At 72.9% G+C, this 16,522-nt stretch carries 11 protein-coding genes; 9 read left to right on the forward strand and 2 right to left on the reverse strand.

What is annotated here, in order from left to right; translation table 11 throughout:
- Nucleotides 1-30 precede the first annotated feature (30 nt).
- Complete coding sequence (locus IO29_RS24090; RefSeq protein WP_030381562.1) at nt 31-1,044, reverse strand: CAP domain-containing protein; 1,014 nt, start codon at nt 1,042-1,044, stop codon at nt 31-33.
- 206 nt (nt 1,045-1,250) lie between these two features.
- Here IO29_RS24090 and IO29_RS24095 point away from each other — a divergent pair, with 206 nt between their 5' ends.
- From IO29_RS24095 to ftsY, 5 genes are all read left to right on the forward strand, one after another.
- Nucleotides 1,251-1,532: an acylphosphatase gene (locus IO29_RS24095; protein ID WP_030381561.1), complete on the forward strand. Its 282-nt coding sequence runs from the start codon at nt 1,251-1,253 to the stop codon at nt 1,530-1,532.
- A gap of 379 nt (nt 1,533-1,911) precedes the next feature.
- Nucleotides 1,912-2,115 (forward strand): hypothetical protein, encoded by a 204-nt coding sequence (locus IO29_RS24100; RefSeq protein WP_006139578.1) that lies wholly within the window; start codon nt 1,912-1,914, stop codon nt 2,113-2,115.
- Nucleotides 2,116-2,412: 297 nt separating this feature from the next.
- Nucleotides 2,413-5,964 (forward strand): chromosome segregation protein SMC, encoded by a 3,552-nt coding sequence (smc, locus tag IO29_RS24105; protein WP_030381560.1) that lies wholly within the window; start codon nt 2,413-2,415, stop codon nt 5,962-5,964.
- A 254-nt stretch (nt 5,965-6,218) separates the two neighbouring features.
- Nucleotides 6,219-7,637, forward strand: a complete 1,419-nt coding sequence (locus tag IO29_RS24110; RefSeq protein WP_030381559.1) for a sugar porter family MFS transporter — start codon at nt 6,219-6,221, stop codon at nt 7,635-7,637.
- A 194-nt stretch (nt 7,638-7,831) separates the two neighbouring features.
- Nucleotides 7,832-9,031 (forward strand): signal recognition particle-docking protein FtsY, encoded by a 1,200-nt coding sequence (gene ftsY / locus IO29_RS24115; protein WP_030381558.1) that lies wholly within the window; start codon nt 7,832-7,834, stop codon nt 9,029-9,031.
- A gap of 248 nt (nt 9,032-9,279) precedes the next feature.
- Here the strand turns inward: ftsY and IO29_RS24120 are convergent, their stop codons facing one another.
- Nucleotides 9,280-9,948 carry a bifunctional DNA primase/polymerase gene (locus IO29_RS24120; RefSeq protein ID WP_030381557.1) on the reverse strand — a complete coding sequence of 223 codons (669 nt, stop codon included), beginning with the start codon at nt 9,946-9,948 and terminating at the stop codon, nt 9,280-9,282.
- 481 nt (nt 9,949-10,429) lie between these two features.
- On the opposite strand from IO29_RS24120, the gene IO29_RS24125 reads away from it, so the two are divergent.
- From IO29_RS24125 to IO29_RS24140, 4 genes are all read left to right on the forward strand, one after another.
- Complete coding sequence (locus IO29_RS24125; RefSeq protein WP_030381556.1) at nt 10,430-11,905, forward strand: transcriptional repressor NsdA; 1,476 nt, start codon at nt 10,430-10,432, stop codon at nt 11,903-11,905.
- A 228-nt stretch (nt 11,906-12,133) separates the two neighbouring features.
- The gene (locus IO29_RS24130) at nt 12,134-13,480 is read left to right on the forward strand and encodes an ammonium transporter (RefSeq protein WP_030381555.1); all 1,347 of its coding nucleotides are present in this window, start codon (nt 12,134-12,136) and stop codon (nt 13,478-13,480) included.
- Nucleotides 13,477-13,815, forward strand: coding sequence for a P-II family nitrogen regulator (locus IO29_RS24135; protein WP_030381554.1), 339 nt, complete (start codon nt 13,477-13,479; stop codon nt 13,813-13,815). Before IO29_RS24130 ends, IO29_RS24135 begins: the two co-directional genes overlap by 4 nt.
- Nucleotides 13,816-13,994: 179 nt before the next feature.
- Nucleotides 13,995-16,454 (forward strand): [protein-PII] uridylyltransferase, encoded by a 2,460-nt coding sequence (locus tag IO29_RS24140; RefSeq protein ID WP_030381553.1) that lies wholly within the window; start codon nt 13,995-13,997, stop codon nt 16,452-16,454.
- The last annotated feature ends 68 nt before the right edge of the window (nt 16,455-16,522 follow it).

A 16,522-nucleotide genomic window follows, 5' to 3' on the forward strand; every position in this document is an offset into this window, starting at 1 on the left:
GAAAGCGCAGACGGCCTGCGCGGGGCGCCGTCAGTACCCGAAGTCCTGCGTCCACCAGGGGCCGCCGGAGCCGAAGTGGACGCCCACGCCGAGCGTCTTGAAGTCGCAGTTGAGGATGTTGGCCCGGTGGCCGGGGCTGTTCATCCAGGACTCCATGACGGCCTCGGCGGTCGCCTGGCCCATGGCTATGTTCTCGCCGCCGAGACCGGTGATGCCGGCCGCCTTGGCCCGCTCCCAGGGGTCGTTGCCGCTGGGGTCGGTGTGGGAGAAGAAGTTCCGCGCGTCCATGTCCTCGCTGAACGCCGCCGCCAGGCCGCGCAGCGCGCTGTTGGCCGCCACCGGTTGGCAGCCCGCGTTCGCGCGCTCGTCGTTGACGAGCTGGAGCACCCGCGCCTCGGCCGCGGCCTCGGCGGAGGTGGCGACCGGGGCGCTGCTCTCCGGGTCCTCGGTGGCCTTGCGCTGCGGGGGAACCGTCTTGCCGGAGCCGGAATCCGACGCGGAACCGGACTCGGAACCGGATCCGGCCCCGGTCGCGGAGGGCGCGGGCTTCTTCTTCGCCGGCTCCTTGGTCTTCCGCGACGGCTTCTCCGAGGGCTCGGCACTGCTCTCGGAGGCGGACGGCGAGGCGGAGCCGCTCGTGCCCTGCCCCGCGGTGGCGGACCCGGGGGCGTCCTCGACGGTGCTGCCGGCGCCGCCCTGCTGGGTCTCGAAGCCGGTCGGGGTGCCGCCGGCCTGGACGTTGTCGGAGCCGCCGCCGATCGTGAACTGGCTGCCGCCGGGCAGTACCCCGGTGGCGACCGCGGCGGTGCCCAGCGCCACGGCGGCCGAGACGCCGAGCAGTCCGGTGCGCATCGGGGTGGCGGCCTTCTTCCGGCGGTGCGAGCGGGTCGCCCGCTGCTCGGCCTCCAGGACGGCGGCGAAGCCGTAGAGGTTCTCCGGGCCGTAGTGCTCCGCGGGCGTCTCCTGCGCCTGGCTCACCCGGCCCGCGTGGCCGGCCGGGCCCGTGGCGGGGCGGCCGGCGTCGGAGCGTCGGTGGCGTCCCATCTTCTGGCCTCTTCCTCAGTGCTTCCTCAGCGCGCGGGCGGTCCTGTGCACCCGGCACACACCCGCTCAGCCTCTTTACGTGATCGGCACACCATCGGTTCACACGATCGTGTGAGTTTCACATGGGATTCATTGGGTGGGGACGGTACCCCATGGCGCGGAGGAGGGAAGTGCCCGGACGCACATTGACCGGTTAGCGTGCCGGCATGAACGATGATGTGCGGCTGGTGGCGTGGGTGCGCGGACGGGTGCAAGGGGTGGGTTTCCGCTGGTTCACCCGGGCCAGGGCGCTCGAACTCGGCGGGCTGAGTGGCTTTGCTCTCAATCTGGGGGACGGACGGGTCCAGGTGGTCGCCGAGGGCCCCCGGGAGCACTGCGAGGGGCTGCTGCGGTGGCTGCGCGGCGCGGACACGCCCGGAAGGGTGGACGGCGTCACCGAGATCTGGGACACACCCCGCGGGGGCTACGACGGCTTCGCCATCCGCTGACACCCGCCGCGCCCGCGCCGCCCCCGCACCGGCCCGGGCGCGGCCCGGCGCCCGTCACCCACGGAAAAGTCCTGGTGGTTGCCAAGGGGCGGCCGCCGTGGCAGGCTCCGCACCTGACACCGGCGTATGCGTACGAGGACCCCGCCGAGAGCCGCGCCGCCGCCCGCACAGGGCCGCGCGCCCCCGGGCCGTCCCCCGCCACGGCGTGATCGTGTTGACCGTCAAACTTTTTGGTGAGACGCTGAAAGCCCCGCGCACCTCAGCTGTTTGGCATGGCAGAACGGCAGCACCACAGCAGCAGTGCCAAGCACCGCGGATCCCGATTCCCTCACGACCCACACCGCTTCGGTCGGTCACTCATTGTGGAGGACCATCCATCATGGCAAAGGCGCTTCTCGGTTACGTCGGTGGCTCCGACCCTCGACTCCTCGCCGAGATGCGACGGCTTCAGCAGCGTGTCCAGGACCTGGAAACCGAACTCGTACGGATCCAGGCCGAGAACGACGCGCTCGCGGCTGCCGCCTCTCACGACAGGATCATGGAGCACGTAGACGCACACCAGGCGGAGCCTGCGCTCACCTGATCGCTGCCACGCTCCCGGCAACACGGCAGTGACCGGCTCGCCCGTACCCACCGCTCAGTTGTCGACGCTCGTACCGGAACAGCACCGGAACACACGCACCAAGAGTCGCAAGGGACGCCACCTCGGCGTCCCTTCTTTCTTGTCATTCCCGCGTATTCGTTCCTTGCGTGTTCAGTTGTTGTCCCCGCACCCTTTCACTTGCTTCACGGATGATGTGCCCTGCACATTCCTGCGTGAAACCGCGAGGACCCCGGCGTTCATGGAGAGCGTGCGGGGCGGCGGGTAGAGTCCGACGGCGTGCACCTCAAGGCCCTGACCCTCCGCGGGTTCAAATCGTTCGCCTCGGCGACCACGCTGCGGTTCGAACCGGGGATCACGTGCGTCGTCGGACCGAACGGCTCGGGCAAGTCCAACGTCGTGGACGCGCTCAGCTGGGTCATGGGCGAACAGGGCGCCAAATCCCTGCGCGGCGGCAAGATGGAGGACGTCATCTTCGCCGGCACCACCGGCCGTCCCCCGCTCGGCCGCGCCGAGGTGTCCCTGACCATCGACAACTCCGACGGCGCCCTGCCCATCGAGTACGCCGAGGTCACCATCACGCGGATCATGTTCCGCAACGGCGGCAGCGAATACCAGATCAACGGCGACACCTGCCGCCTCCTGGACATCCAGGAACTCCTCTCCGACTCCGGCATCGGCCGCGAGATGCACGTCATCGTCGGCCAGGGCCAGCTCGACTCCGTCCTGCACGCCGACCCCATGGGCCGCCGCGCCTTCATCGAGGAGGCCGCCGGCGTCCTCAAGCACCGCAAGCGCAAGGAGAAGGCGCTCAGGAAGCTGGACGCGATGCAGGCCAACCTCGCCCGCGTCCAGGACCTGACCGACGAACTGAGGCGGCAGCTCAAACCGCTCGGCCGGCAGGCCGCCGTCGCCCGCCGCGCCGCCGTCATCCAGGCCGATCTGCGCGACGCCCGCCTCCGCCTCCTCGCCGACGACCTCGTACGGCAGCGCGAGGCCCTCGACGCCGAGATCGCCGACGAGGCCGCCCTCAAGGAACGCAAGGAGACCGCCGAACGGGCACTGCGCGAGGCCCTGCGCCGCGAGGCCGCCCTCGAAGAGGAGGTGCGCCGGCTCACCCCCCGGCTCCAGCGCGCCCAGCAGACCTGGTACGAACTCTCCCAGCTCGCCGAACGCGTACGCGGCACCGTCTCGCTCGCCGACGCGCGCGTGCAGAGCGCCACCTCCGCACCCGAGGAGGAACGGCGCGGCCGCGACCCGGAGGACCTGGAGCGCGAGGCCGCCCGCGTCCGCGAGCAGGAGGCCGAACTCGAGGCCGCGCTGGAGGCCGCGCAGCGCGCCCTGGAGGACACCGTCGCCCACCGCGCCGAACTCGAACGCGCGCTCGCCCAGGAGGAACGCCGCCTCAAGGACCTCGCCCGCGCCCTCGCCGACCGTCGCGAGGGACTGGCCCGGCTCGGCGGCCAGGTCAACGCCGCCCGCTCCCGCGCCGCCTCCGCCCAGGCCGAGATCGAACGCCTGGCCGCCACCCGCGACGAGGCCCGCGAACGTGCCGTCGCCGCCCAGGAGGAGTACGAGGCGCTCAAGGCCGAGGTCGACGGCCTGGACGCCGACGACGCCGGACTCGCCGAACGCCACGAGGCCGCCCGCCGCGCCCTCACCGAGGCGGAGGCCGCCCTCACCGCCGCCCGCGAGGCCACCACCACCGCCGAACGGCGGCGCGCCGCCACCCGCGCCCGGCACGACGCCCTCGCCACCGGACTGCGCCGCAAGGACGGCACCGGCGCCCTGCTCGCCGCCCGCGACCGCCTCACCGGACTGCTCGGCCCCGCCGCCGGGCTCCTCACCCCCGCCCCCGGCCACGAGATCCCCGTCGCCGCCGCCCTCGGCACCGCCGCCGACGCCCTCGCCGTCACCGGCCCGAACGCCGCCGCCGACGCCCTGCGCCTGCTGCGCAAACAGGACGCCGGCCGCGCCACCCTGCTCCTCGCCGGCGCCCCCGACGACGTACCGCCCGAGGAGGGCGACGGCCTCGCGTACGCCGCGGGGCTCGTCCGAGGCCCCGTCGAACTGATGCCCGCCGTACGCCGGCTGCTGCGCGGCTACGTCGTCGTCGACACCCTCCAGGACGCCGAGGAACTGGTCCGCGCCCGGCCCGCGCTGACCGCCGTCACCGCCGAGGGCGATGTCCTCGGGGCGCACTACGCGCACGGCGGCTCCGCCGGGGCGCCCAGCCTGCTGGAGGTGCAGGCCGCCGTCGACGAGGCCGCCGCCGAGCTGGAGGAACTGGCCGTACGGTGCGCGGAGCTGGCCGACGCCCAGCAGGCCGCCGCGGCCCGCCGCACCGAGTGCGCCGCCCTCGTCGAGGAGCTGGGGGAGAAGCGCCGGGCGGCCGAGCGGGAGAAGTCCGGCGTCGCCCAGCAGCTCGGCCGGCTCGCCGGACAGGCCCGCGCCGCCGCCGGGGAGGCCGAGCGCGCCACCGCCGCGGCCGCCCGCGCCCAGGAGGCGCTGGAATCCGCCCGCGAGGAGGCCGGGGAACTCGCCGAGCGGCTCGCCGTGGCCGAGGAGATGCCCGTCGAGGAGGAACCCGACACCGCCGCCCGCGACCGGCTCGCCGCCGACGGGGCCAACGCCCGGCAGACCGAGATGGAGGCCCGTCTCCAGGCCCGTACGCACGAGGAACGCGTCAAGTCGCTGGCCGGCCGGGCCGACGCGCTGGACCGGGCCGCCCGCGCCGAACGCGAGGCACGCGCGCGTGCCGAACGCCGGCGGGCCCGGCTGCGGCACGAGGCCGCCGTCGCCCGGGCCGTCGCCTCCGCCGCCCGTCAGCTCCTCGCCCACGTCGAGGTCTCCGTCGGCCGGGCCGAGGCCGAGCGCGCCGCCGCCGAGGCCGCGCGGGTGAGGCGGGAGCAGGAACTGGCCCGGGCCCGCACCGAGGGCCGCGACCTGAAGGCGGAACTCGACAAACTCACTGATTCAGTTCACCGGGGCGAGGTACTAGGAGCGGAGAAGCGGCTGCGCATCGAGCAGCTGGAGACCAAGGCCCTGGAGGAATTCGGTGTCGAACCGGCAGGCCTCGTGGCCGAGTACGGCCCGGGCCAACTGGTGCCGCCCTCGCCCCCCGCCCAGGGCGAACAGCTGCCCGACGACCCCGAGGACCCCCGCAACCTGCCACGGCCCTACGTCCGCGCCGAACAGGAGAAGCGACTGAAGGCGGCGGAGCGGGCCTACCAGCAGCTCGGCAAGGTCAACCCGCTGGCCCTGGAGGAGTTCGCGGCGCTCGAGGAGCGGCACCGGTTCCTCAGCGAGCAGCTGGAGGACCTGAAGAAGACCCGCGCCGACCTGCTCCAGGTCGTCAAGGAGGTCGACGAGCGCGTCGAACAGGTCTTCGCCGACGCCTACCGGGACACCGCACGCGAGTTCGAAGGTGTGTTCGGCCGGCTCTTCCCCGGCGGGGAGGGACGGCTGCTCCTCACCGACCCCGACCACATGCTCACCACGGGCGTGGACGTCGAGGCACGGCCCCCGGGCAAGAAGGTCAAGCGGCTCTCCCTGCTCTCCGGCGGCGAACGGTCGCTGACGGCGGTGGCGCTGCTGGTGTCGATCTTCAAGGCCCGGCCGAGCCCGTTCTACGTCATGGACGAGGTCGAGGCCGCGCTCGACGACACCAACCTCCAGCGGCTCATCCGGATCATGCAGGAGCTGCAAGAGGCGTCGCAGCTGATCGTGATCACGCACCAGAAGCGGACGATGGAGGTCGCCGACGCGCTGTACGGCGTGTCCATGCAGGGCGACGGGGTCTCCAAGGTCATCAGCCAGCGGCTGCACTGACGCGTCGGCCAGCGGGTGCGCCGGGCCGTCGGTCAGTGAGGAGCGTCGCCCCCTTCCTCTTCAAGAAGTGAACGAACGATGGCGGCTTGCGTCCCTGAACCTCGAAAATCTCACATCCTCCCTCCTCTTGACTTCGAAACTTGAAGGCATAGCCTCTGTCATGTTGTTTTTACCTTCAGGTGTCGCCGCGAGCGGCATCCGCGAGGGCTGACCCCACACCGGCAGCGAGGCCGGTGGCCCGAGGAGTTGTACACGTGACCAGCACTACGCAGGCACCCCGACCCGGAGCCGGAGCGGCTCACCCCGAACATCTCGGGCACGTCATCTTCATCGCGGCGGCGGCCGCGATGGGCGGTTTCCTCTTCGGCTACGACAGCTCCGTCATCAACGGCGCCGTCGAAGCCATCCGCGACCGCTACGACATCGGCTCCGCCGCACTGGCCCAGGTCATCGCCATCGCGCTGATCGGCTGCGCCATCGGCGCCGCCACCGCCGGCCGGATCGCCGACCGCATCGGCCGCATCCGCTGCATGCAGATCGCCGCCGTCCTGTTCACCATCAGCGCCGTCGGCTCCGCCCTGCCGTTCGCCCTGTGGGACCTCGCCCTCTGGCGCATCATCGGCGGCTTCGCCATCGGCATGGCCTCCGTGATCGGCCCCGCCTACATCGCCGAGGTCGCGCCGCCCGCCTACCGGGGCCGTCTCGGGTCCTTCCAGCAGGCCGCGATCGTCGTCGGCATCGCCGTCTCCCAGCTCGTCAACTGGGGCATCCTCAACGCCGCCGACGGCAAGCAGCGCGGCCACCTGCTGGGCATCGAGGCCTGGCAGCTCATGCTCGGCGTCATGGTCGTCCCGGCCATCCTCTACGGCCTGCTCTCCTTCGCGATCCCCGAGTCGCCCCGCTTCCTGATCTCCGTCGGCCGCCGCGCCCGCGCCCGCGAGATCCTCGCCGAGGTCGAGGGCGAGCACATCGACTTCGACGCCCGCATCGCCGAGATCGAGCACGCCATGAAGCGCGAGGAGAAGTCCAGCTTCCGCGACCTGCTCGGCGGCAGCTTCTTCTTCAAGAAGATCGTCTGGATCGGCATCGGCCTGTCGGTGTTCCAGCAGTTCGTCGGCATCAACGTCGCCTTCTACTACTCCTCGACGCTGTGGCAGTCGGTGGGCATCGACCCCTCGGCCTCGTTCTTCTACTCGTTCACCACGTCGATCATCAACATCATCGGCACCGTGATCGCGATGATCTTCGTCGACCGGATCGGCCGCAAGCCGCTCGCGCTCATCGGCTCCGTCGGCATGGTCGTCGGCCTCGCCCTGGAGGCCTGGGCCTTCTCCGCGCACCTCGTCGACGGCAAGCTGCCCGCCACGCAGGGCTGGGTCGCCCTGGTCGCGGCCCACGTGTTCGTCCTCTTCTTCGCCCTGTCCTGGGGTGTCGTCGTCTGGGTCTTCCTCGGCGAGATGTTCCCCAACCGGATCCGCGCCGCCGCCCTGGGCGTCGCCGCCTCCGCGCAGTGGATCGCCAACTGGGCGATCACCGCGAGCTTCCCCTCGCTGGCCGACTGGAACCTGTCGGGGACGTACATCATCTACACGGTGTTCGCCGCGCTCTCCATTCCGTTCGTGCTGCGGTACGTGAAGGAGACGAAGGGCAAGGCCCTGGAGGAAATGGGCTGACGCGCCCCTCCCGAGACCGAGGAGACGGGCCAAGTCCCCGCTGCCCCTCTCCTCACCCGTCCGCCGCCCTGCCCCTTCGGGGGTGGGGCGGCGGTGGTCTGTTTTCGCGGAGCCCCTCGAAGGGACGGGAAGGGCGGGGGCGACGGGGGCGGCACCCTTCTCGCGCACCACCCGTCGCGCATACTGGCACTGTTATGGAAATCGTCATCCTTGCTGTAGTCATCGCCGTGGTCGTGATCGGTGCGCTCGGCGGGCTCGTGGTCGGCAGCCGCCGGAAGAAGCCGCTGCCCCCGGCGCCCCCCACGACGCCCGACATCACCGCCCCCCCGGCCGAGCCGCACGTCGGCGACGAGGCCGAGACGCCGCGCGAGGAACCGCGCCGGACCATCGAGGAGGTCGACCTACCCGGCGGCGGCACCGCTCCCGTCGTCGTCGAGGAGCCCCCCGCCCCGCCCGCGATCGAGGTCCCGGAGCCCACCGCCGGCCGGCTGATCCGCCTGCGCGCCCGCCTCGCCCGCTCGCAGAACGCGCTCGGCAAGGGACTGCTCACCCTCCTCTCCCGGGAGCACCTCGACGAGGACACCTGGGAGGAGATCGAGGACACCCTCCTCACCGCCGACGTCGGCGTCCAGCCCACCCAGGAACTGGTCGAACGGCTGCGCGAGCGAGTAAGGGTCCTCGGCACCCGCACCCCGCAGGAGCTGCGCACCCTGCTGCGCGAGGAACTGCTGACGATCCTGGTCCCCGAGTTCGACCGCACGGTCAAGACCGACTCGAACCTCGACACCCCCGGCATCGTGATGGTCGTCGGCGTCAACGGCACCGGCAAGACCACCACCACCGGCAAGCTCGCGCGCGTCCTCGTCGCCGACGGCCGCAATGTCGTGCTCGGTGCCGCGGACACCTTCCGCGCCGCCGCCGCCGACCAGTTGCAGACGTGGGGCGAGCGGGTCGGCGCCCGTACGGTGCGGGGTCCGGAGGGCGGCGACCCGGCGTCCGTCGCCTTCGACGCGGTCAAGGAGGGCATCGAGGCCGGCGCCGACGTCGTCCTCATCGACACCGCCGGCCGGCTGCACACCAAGACCGGCCTGATGGACGAGCTCGGCAAGGTCAAGCGCGTCGTGGAGAAGCACGCCCCGCTCGACGAGGTGCTCCTCGTCCTCGACGCGACCACCGGCCAGAACGGCCTCGTGCAGGCCCGCGTCTTCGCCGAGGTCGTCGACATCAGCGGCATCGTCCTGACCAAGCTCGACGGCACCGCCAAGGGCGGCATCGTCGTAGCGGTCCAGCGCGAACTCGGCGTCCCGGTGAAGCTCGTCGGTCTCGGCGAAGGCGCCGACGACCTGGCCCCCTTCGAATCAGAAGCGTTCGTGGACGCCCTGATCGGCGACTAGCGGAACCTCCCCCGCGCGCGCCCCGTGCCCCGTAAAGGGGCGCGGGGCTGTGTTGTCCGCGCGGCTCCGCCGCGGGGTGCGAGCACTTACCGTGCCCCGATAGGGGCGCGGGGAACTGCGCGAGAAGCCCCCACCGGCGGTCGGCCGACAACGCACCCCGGGGTCCAAGGGGCGGAGCCCCTTGAAGGGACGGGAAGGGTAGGGGCGGCGGGGGCGAAAAAAATCCCACGCCTCCCGCGCGGCGGGACCTAGACCCGCGACCGATGCGCCACGTACGCCAACGTCCCGATCAACAACCGCGCCGCCGGCAACACACCCCCCGCCTCAACCCCCGGCGCCCGCAACCACCGCACAACCCCGCGCCCCGCCCGATCCGACGGCGGAGCCGTGATACACGCCCCCACACCCAACCCCCGCAGATCCAGCGCCGCGTCCTCCCACGCCATCCGGTACAACAACCCCGGCAACTCCGCCGCACCCCCGGGCGCGACGAAGAACTGCGCCCGCCCCTCCGGCGTCACCGCCACAGGCCCCACCGGCAGCCCCATCCGCTCCATCCGCACCAGCGCCCGCCACCCCGCCGCCTCGCCGACCTCGATCACGTCGAACGCCCGCCCGACCGGCAGCATCACCGCGGCCCCCGGAAACTCGGCCCACGCCCGGTACGCCTCGTCGAGCGTGGCCCCCGCCCGCACCGGCGCCGCGAAGTCCAGCGGATGCGCCCCCGGCTCCGGACAGCCGGCCCGCCCGCAGGAACAGGCGCCCGCCGCGGTACGCGCCCCGGGCACCACGTCCCAGCCCCACAGGCCGGTGTACTCGGCGACGGCGGTGCACTCCGGTGACCGGCCACGGCGCCGGGCGCCGGACCTGAGGTCGCGGATGGTCCTGGTCCGTGTGGAGCCGATCGTGAAGCCCATACCCCCTCCAACGGGTCCGGCGCGCAGCTGGTTACGCACCGCAGCGAAGCGTGACCGTGTGTCCCCGGCGCGGTCGGCGCGGCCGGCGTGGGCGGCGGGGACGCCGCTGAGGGCGCCGTCCGGTGCGAGCAGCACCCCGGGGTGGTGCGCTCCCCGTCGCGCGCCCCGTTGTGCATCCGTCCGCCCATCTCCGGCCGTCATGTGTCAAGTGAATCGCGCACCCGGCACCGCGAGTTCATTCGAAGGGGTGGCGAATGGTGGCGTTTCTGAAACGGCCGTGGTTGGAAGGGTGATCGTGGGACTACTGTGAGTGCACGAGTCCTGGGGCGCATGCACTCGTGGGTATGCCGGAGGCAAGTCGGCTTTCCGTTCGATGGGTGAGAACCGGCGGACGCAGGCGGCCAGGACCGGCATCCTGGTAGCGCGTTCGGGGCGTTCGGCGCATCGGCGCACACGTGGTTTGAGGGATGGGGGCGTTCCAGTGGGCGGCAACGGCGGAAGCGGCACGATCGCTGACAAGCGCCCGAACGAGTTGCTGACGTCATGGTTCGTGCGCAGCGGCTGGTCCAAGGGCGAGCTCGCCCGCCAGGTCAACCGCCGGGCCCGCCAGCTCGGCGCCAACCACATCTCCACCGACACCTCCCGCGTACGCCGCTGGCTCGACGGAGAGAACCCCCGCGAGCCGATCCCGCGCATCCTGTCCGAGCTGTTCTCCGAGCGCTTCGGCTGCGTCGTCGCCGTGGAGGACCTGGGACTGCGGGCCGCCCACCGCGCCCCCTCGGTGTCCGGCGTCGATCTGCCGTGGACGGGCCCCGGAACCGTCGCCCTGATCAGCGAGTTCTCGCGAAGCGACCTGATGCTGGCGCGGCGCGGCTTCCTCGGGACCGCGCTCGGCCTGGCCGCCGGCCCGTCCCTCATCGAACCCATGCAGCGCTGGCTGGTCCCCGGACCGCCCGCCCCGCCGCGCGAGGAACCCACCTCCGCCTCCTCGCGCGGCCGGGGCCGGCTCTCCCGCCCCGAACTGGAACTCCTGGAGACCACCACGGTGATGTTCCGGCAGTGGGACGCCCAGTGCGGCGGCGGCCTGCGCCGCAAGGCCGTCGTCGGCCAGCTCCACGAGGTCACCGATCTCCTCCAGGAACCCCAGCCCGGCGCCACCGCCCGGCGCCTGTTCAAGGTCGCCGCCGAGCTGGCCGAACTGGCCGGCTGGATGAGCTACGACGTGGGGCTCCAGCCCACCGCGCAGAAGTACTTCGTCCTCGCGCTGCACGCCGCCAAGGAGGCCGGCGACCGCCCCCTCGGCTCGTACGTCCTCTCCAGCATGAGCCGCCAGATGATCCACCTCGGCCGCCCCGAGGACGCGCTCGAACTGGTCCACCTCGCCCAGTACGGCAGCCGTGACTGCGCCAGTCCCCGCACCCAGGCCATGCTGTATGCGATGGAGGCCCGCGCCTACGCCAACATGGGCCAGCCCGGCCGGTGCAAGCGGGCCGTCCGCATGGCCGAGGACACCTTCGCCGACGCCGACGACTGGGACGAGCCGGACCCCGACTGGATCCGCTTCTTCTCCGCCGCCGAACTCCACGGCGAGAACTCCCACTCCTACCGCGACCTCGCCTACGTCGCCGGCCGCAGCCCCGCCTACGCCGGCCTCGCCGAACCCGTGATGCGCCAGGCCGTCGACCTCTTCGCCCAGGACACCGAGCACCAGCGGTCGTACGCCCTCAACCTGATCGGCCTGGCCACCGTCCACCTCCTCCAGCGCGAGCCCGAGGAGGGCGTCGTCCGCGCCCGCCAGGCCCTGGACGTGGCCCGCAAGGTCCGCTCGGAACGCGTCAACACCCGCATCCGCAAAACGGTCGACGCGGCCGTACGCGATTTCGGCGACCTCGCCGACGTCGTCGACCTCACCGAGCAGCTCGCCGTCCACCTGCCCGAGACGGCCGAAGCCGTCTGAGACCCGCGGCGGGACGGCCGCGGACACCGATGACCCGCCTCGGACAGTTCACCGAGGCGTAACACACAGGCTGCCTTCGTCACTGCGGCGAAACACCGAGGGGCGCCGACCGAAACCGCGCTGCGCCACGCTCGTGGCGCATAACCGGCCCACCCCTCCCATCCTCCCGGCTCAGGCTTCACCCCCACGGGGCCGTACGGGGCCGCACCACACGACGAGGAGACGCCGATGGCACCAGCCGTCACGCTCGCGGCGGACGCACCGGAGTTTTCGTCCGCCAACACAGGCTTCATGCTCATCTGTTCCGCCCTGGTGATGCTCATGACCCCGGGCCTGGCCTTCTTCTACGGAGGCATGGTCCGCGTCAAGAGCACGCTGAACATGCTGATGATGAGCTTCATCAGCCTGGGCATCGTCACCATCCTCTGGGTGCTCTACGGCTTCTCCCTCGCCTTCGGCACCGACAAGGGCTCCGTCGTCGGCTGGTCCTCCGACTTCGTCGGCTTCACCGGCATCGGCAAGATGGAACTGTGGAGCGGCTACACCATCCCGGTCTACGTCTTCGCCGTCTTCCAGCTGATGTTCGCGATCATCACACCCGCCCTGATCAGCGGTGCCCTCGCGGACCGCGTGAAATTCAGCGCCTGGGCGCTCTTCCTCACCCTGTGGGTCACGATCGTGTACTTCCCGGTCGCCCACTGGGTCTGGGGCACCGGCGGCTGGGCCTTCGACCTCGGTGTCATCGACTTCGCCGGCGGCACGGCCGTCCACATCAATGCCGGTGCGGCCGCGCTCGGCGTGATCCTGGTCATCGGCAAGCGCGTCGGCTTCAAGCGGGACCCGATGCGCCCGCACAGCCTGCCGCTCGTGATGCTCGGCGCGGGCCTGCTGTGGTTCGGCTGGTTCGGCTTCAACGCCGGGTCCTGGCTCGGCAACGACGACGGCGTCGGCCCGCTGATGTTCGTCAACACGCAGGTCGCCACCGCCGCCGCGATGCTCGCCTGGCTCGCCTACGAGAAGATCCGCCACGGCGCGTTCACCACGCTGGGCGCCGCCTCCGGCGCCGTCGCGGGGCTGGTCGCCATCACCCCCTCCGGCGGCGCGGTCTCCCCGCTCGGCGCGATCGCGGTCGGCGCCATCGCCGGTGTGCTGTGCGCCATGGCCGTCGGCCTGAAGTACCGCTTCGGCTACGACGACTCCCTCGACGTCGTCGGCGTCCACATGGTCGGCGGCATCGCCGGCTCCCTCCTCGTCGGCCTCTTCGCCAGCGGCGGCGGCCAGTCCGACGTCAAGGGCCTCTTCTACGGGGGCGGCCTCGACCAGTTCTGGAAGCAGTGCGCCGGCGTCTTCGGCGTCCTCGCCTACTCGCTGGTCGCCTCCGCGATCCTCGCCTTCCTCATCGACAGGACGCTCGGCATGCGCGTCACCGAGGACGAGGAGATGTCCGGCATCGACCAGGCCGAACACGCCGAGACCGCCTACGACCACACCGGCGCCGGCGGCGGCACGATCGGCTCCTCCGCACCGGGCCCGCTCGCCGCTGCCTCCGCAGCCTCCAAGAAGGTGGACGCATGAAGCTCATCACCGCGGTCGTCAAGCCGCACCGGCTCGACGAGATCAAGGAAGCGCTGCAAGCCTTCGGCGTCCACGGCCTGACCGTCACCGAAGCGAGCGGGTACGGCCGCCAGCGCGGCCACACCGAGGTCTACCGGGGCGCCGAGTACACCGTCGACCTCGTCCCCAAGATCCGCATCGAGGTCCTCGTCGAGGACGACGACGCCGACCAGCTCATCGACGTCGTCGTCAAGGCCGCCCGCACCGGCAAGATCGGCGACGGCAAGGTCTGGTCCCTCCCCGTCGACACGGCAGTACGCGTCCGCACGGGCGAGCGAGGCCCGGCCGCGCTGTGACGCGCTGAGCCCCGCGCCCGTGGGGCGCGGGGCTGTCCCTCGGTGCGTTGTCGGCCGCGGGCCGGTGGGGGTACTTCGCGCAGTTCCCCGCGCCCCTCACCGGGAGCGCCCCCGACTGCGAAAGCGAGCCGGAGCCCCGGTCCCAGGTCGTCCCACCCCTCCGTACGAAGGAGCCGTCCGTGCACCACCCCCACGGGGACAATCCCCCGGACGACCCCGCCGGCTACGCCGCCGCCCGCGTGCGCCTCCTCACCGAGGACACGGCCCCGGGCCCCGCACGCCGCACCGCCCTCTCCCGCCTCACCGACAACTGGCTCGCCACCCTCTTCACCACCGCGGCCACAGCCACGGCCGCGGCCACCCGAGCCGGCGGCGTCGCCCTGGTCGCCGTCGGTGGCTACGGCCGCGGTGAGCTCTCCCCCCGCAGCGACCTCGACCTGCTCCTCCTCCACGACGGCACAGACCCCCAGCGCGTCGCCGCCCTCGCCGACCGCCTCTGGTACCCCGTCTGGGACCTCGGCCTCGCCCTCGACCACTCCGTCCGCACCCCCGCCGAGGCCCGCAGGACCGCCGCCGACGACCTCAAGGTCCAGCTCGGCCTTCTCGACGCCCGCCACCTCGCCGGTGACCTCGCCCTCACCACCGCCACCCGCACCACCGTCCTCGCCGACTGGCGCAACCAGGCCCCCAAACGCCTCCCACAGCTCCAGGAACTGTGCGCCGAACGCGCCGCCCGCCAGGGCGAACTGCGCTACCTCCTCGAACCCGACCTCAAGGAGGCCCGCGGCGGACTGCGCGACGCCACCGCCCTGCGCGCCGTCGCCGCCTCCTGGCTCGCCGACGCCCCCCGCGAGGGACTCGACGACGCCCGCCGCCGCCTCCTCGACGTCCGCGACGCCCTCCACCTCACCACCGGCCGCGCCACCGACCGCCTCGCCCTCCAGGAACAGGACCAGGTCGCCGCCGCCCTCGGCCTGCTGGACGCCGACGCCCTGCTGCGCCAGGTGTACGAGGCGGCGCGCGTCCTCTCGTACGCCGGCGATGTCACCTGGCGCGAAGTGGGGCGCGTCCTGCGCTCCCGCGCCGTACGCCCACGCCTGCGCGCCATGCTGGGCGGCGGCGGAAAGCAGCCCGCCGAACGCTCACCGCTCGCCGAGGGCGTCGTCGAGCAGGACGGCGAGGCGGTGCTCGCCCGCACCGCACGCCCCGAACGCGACCCCGTGCTCCCCCTGCGCGCCGCGGCCGCCGCCGCACAGGCCGGGCTCCCGCTCTCCCCGCACGCCGTACGGCGCCTCGCCGCCACCACCCGCCCCCTGTCCACGCCCTGGCCCGCCGAGGCCCGCGAACAGCTCGTCACCCTGCTCGGCGCCGGCCGCCCCACCGTCGACGTCTGGGAGGCACTGGAGGCCGAGGGACTGATCACCCGGCTGCTGCCCGACTGGGAACGCGTCCGCTGCCGCCCGCAGCGCAACGCCGTCCACCTGTGGACCGTCGACCGCCACCTGATCGAGACCGCCGTCCGCGCCTCCGCGCTCACCCGCCGCGTGGGCCGCCCCGACCTCCTCCTCGTCGCCGCACTGCTGCACGACCTCGGCAAGGGCTGGCCCGGCGACCACAGCGTCACCGGCGAGACCATCGCCCGCGACGCCGCCGCCCGCATCGGCTTCGACCGCGCGGACGCCACCGTCCTCGCCACCCTCGTCCGCCACCACCTGCTCCTCGTCGAGACCGCCACCCGGCGCGACCTGGACGACCCCGCCACCGTCCGCGCGGTCGCCGACGCCGTCGGCTCCCAGGGCACCCTCGAACTGCTGCACGCCCTCACCGAGGCCGACGCCCTCGCCACCGGGCCCGCGGCCTGGTCCTCCTGGCGCGGCTCCCTCGTCGCCGACCTCGTCGCCCGCGTCGCCGCCCGGCTCGCCGGGGACACCCCCGCCGAGCCCGACACCGCCGCGCCCACCGCCGAACAGGAACGCCTCGCCGTCGAGGCCCTGCGCACCGGCGGCCCGGTCCTCGCCCTGCACGCCCGGGCCGAGCCCCCGGCCGACGACGACCCCGGCCGGCCCGAGCCCCTCGGCGTCGAACTGCTGATCGCCGTACCCGAGCAGACCGGCGTCCTGCCCGCCGTCGCCGGCGTCCTCGCCCTGCACCGCCTCACCGTCCGCACCGCGGAACTGCGCGCCCTCGACCCGCCCGACGGCGTCGAGGGCTCCGTACTGCTGCTCGACTGGCGGGTCGCCGCCGAGTACGGCTCCCTGCCGCAGGCCACCCGGCTGCGCGCGGACCTCGTACGGGCGCTGGACGGCAGCCTGGACATCGCATCCCGGCTGGCCGAACGCGACGCGGCGTATCCGCGCCGCCGGGGCGTACCGGCGCCGCCGCCGCGGGTGACGGTCGCCGCGGCCGCATCCCGGCACGCGACGGTCATCGAGGTCCGCGCCCAGGACGCCCCCGGCCTGCTGCACCGCATCGGCCGGGCCTTGGAGAAGGCGGGCGTACGGGTGCGCAGCGCGCACGCGTCGACGCTGGGCGCCAACGCGGTGGACACGGTTTACGTCACCGGCCCGACCGGCAGCCCCCTGCCCCCACAGGAGGCGACGTCGGTGGCACGGGCGCTGGAGGAGGCGCTGGGGGAGTAGGGCCGCGCGGCCAGGGGGAGCGGAACGGCGCCGGGGTGGAGACCCAACCGTGCGGCTCCGGATACCCT

It is taken from the genome of Streptomyces sp. NRRL F-6676 (genome assembly GCF_000725625.1).
Classification (GTDB): domain Bacteria; phylum Actinomycetota; class Actinomycetes; order Streptomycetales; family Streptomycetaceae; genus Streptomyces.

Bases quoted from the DNA above. Each gene is read 5' to 3' on its own strand.
- IO29_RS24090 (WP_030381562.1), bottom strand. From the start codon at position 1,044: ATGGGACGCCACCGACGCTCCGACGCCGGCCGCCCCGCCACGGGCCCG.
- IO29_RS24095 (WP_030381561.1), top strand. From the start codon at position 1,251: ATGAACGATGATGTGCGGCTGGTGGCGTGGGTGCGCGGACGGGTGCAA.
- IO29_RS24100 (WP_006139578.1), top strand. From the start codon at position 1,912: ATGGCAAAGGCGCTTCTCGGTTACGTCGGTGGCTCCGACCCTCGACTC.
- ftsY (WP_030381558.1), top strand. From the start codon at position 7,832: ATGGAAATCGTCATCCTTGCTGTAGTCATCGCCGTGGTCGTGATCGGT.
- IO29_RS24120 (WP_030381557.1), bottom strand. From the start codon at position 9,948: ATGGGCTTCACGATCGGCTCCACACGGACCAGGACCATCCGCGACCTC.
- IO29_RS24130 (WP_030381555.1), top strand. From the start codon at position 12,134: ATGGCACCAGCCGTCACGCTCGCGGCGGACGCACCGGAGTTTTCGTCC.
- IO29_RS24135 (WP_030381554.1), top strand. From the start codon at position 13,477: ATGAAGCTCATCACCGCGGTCGTCAAGCCGCACCGGCTCGACGAGATC.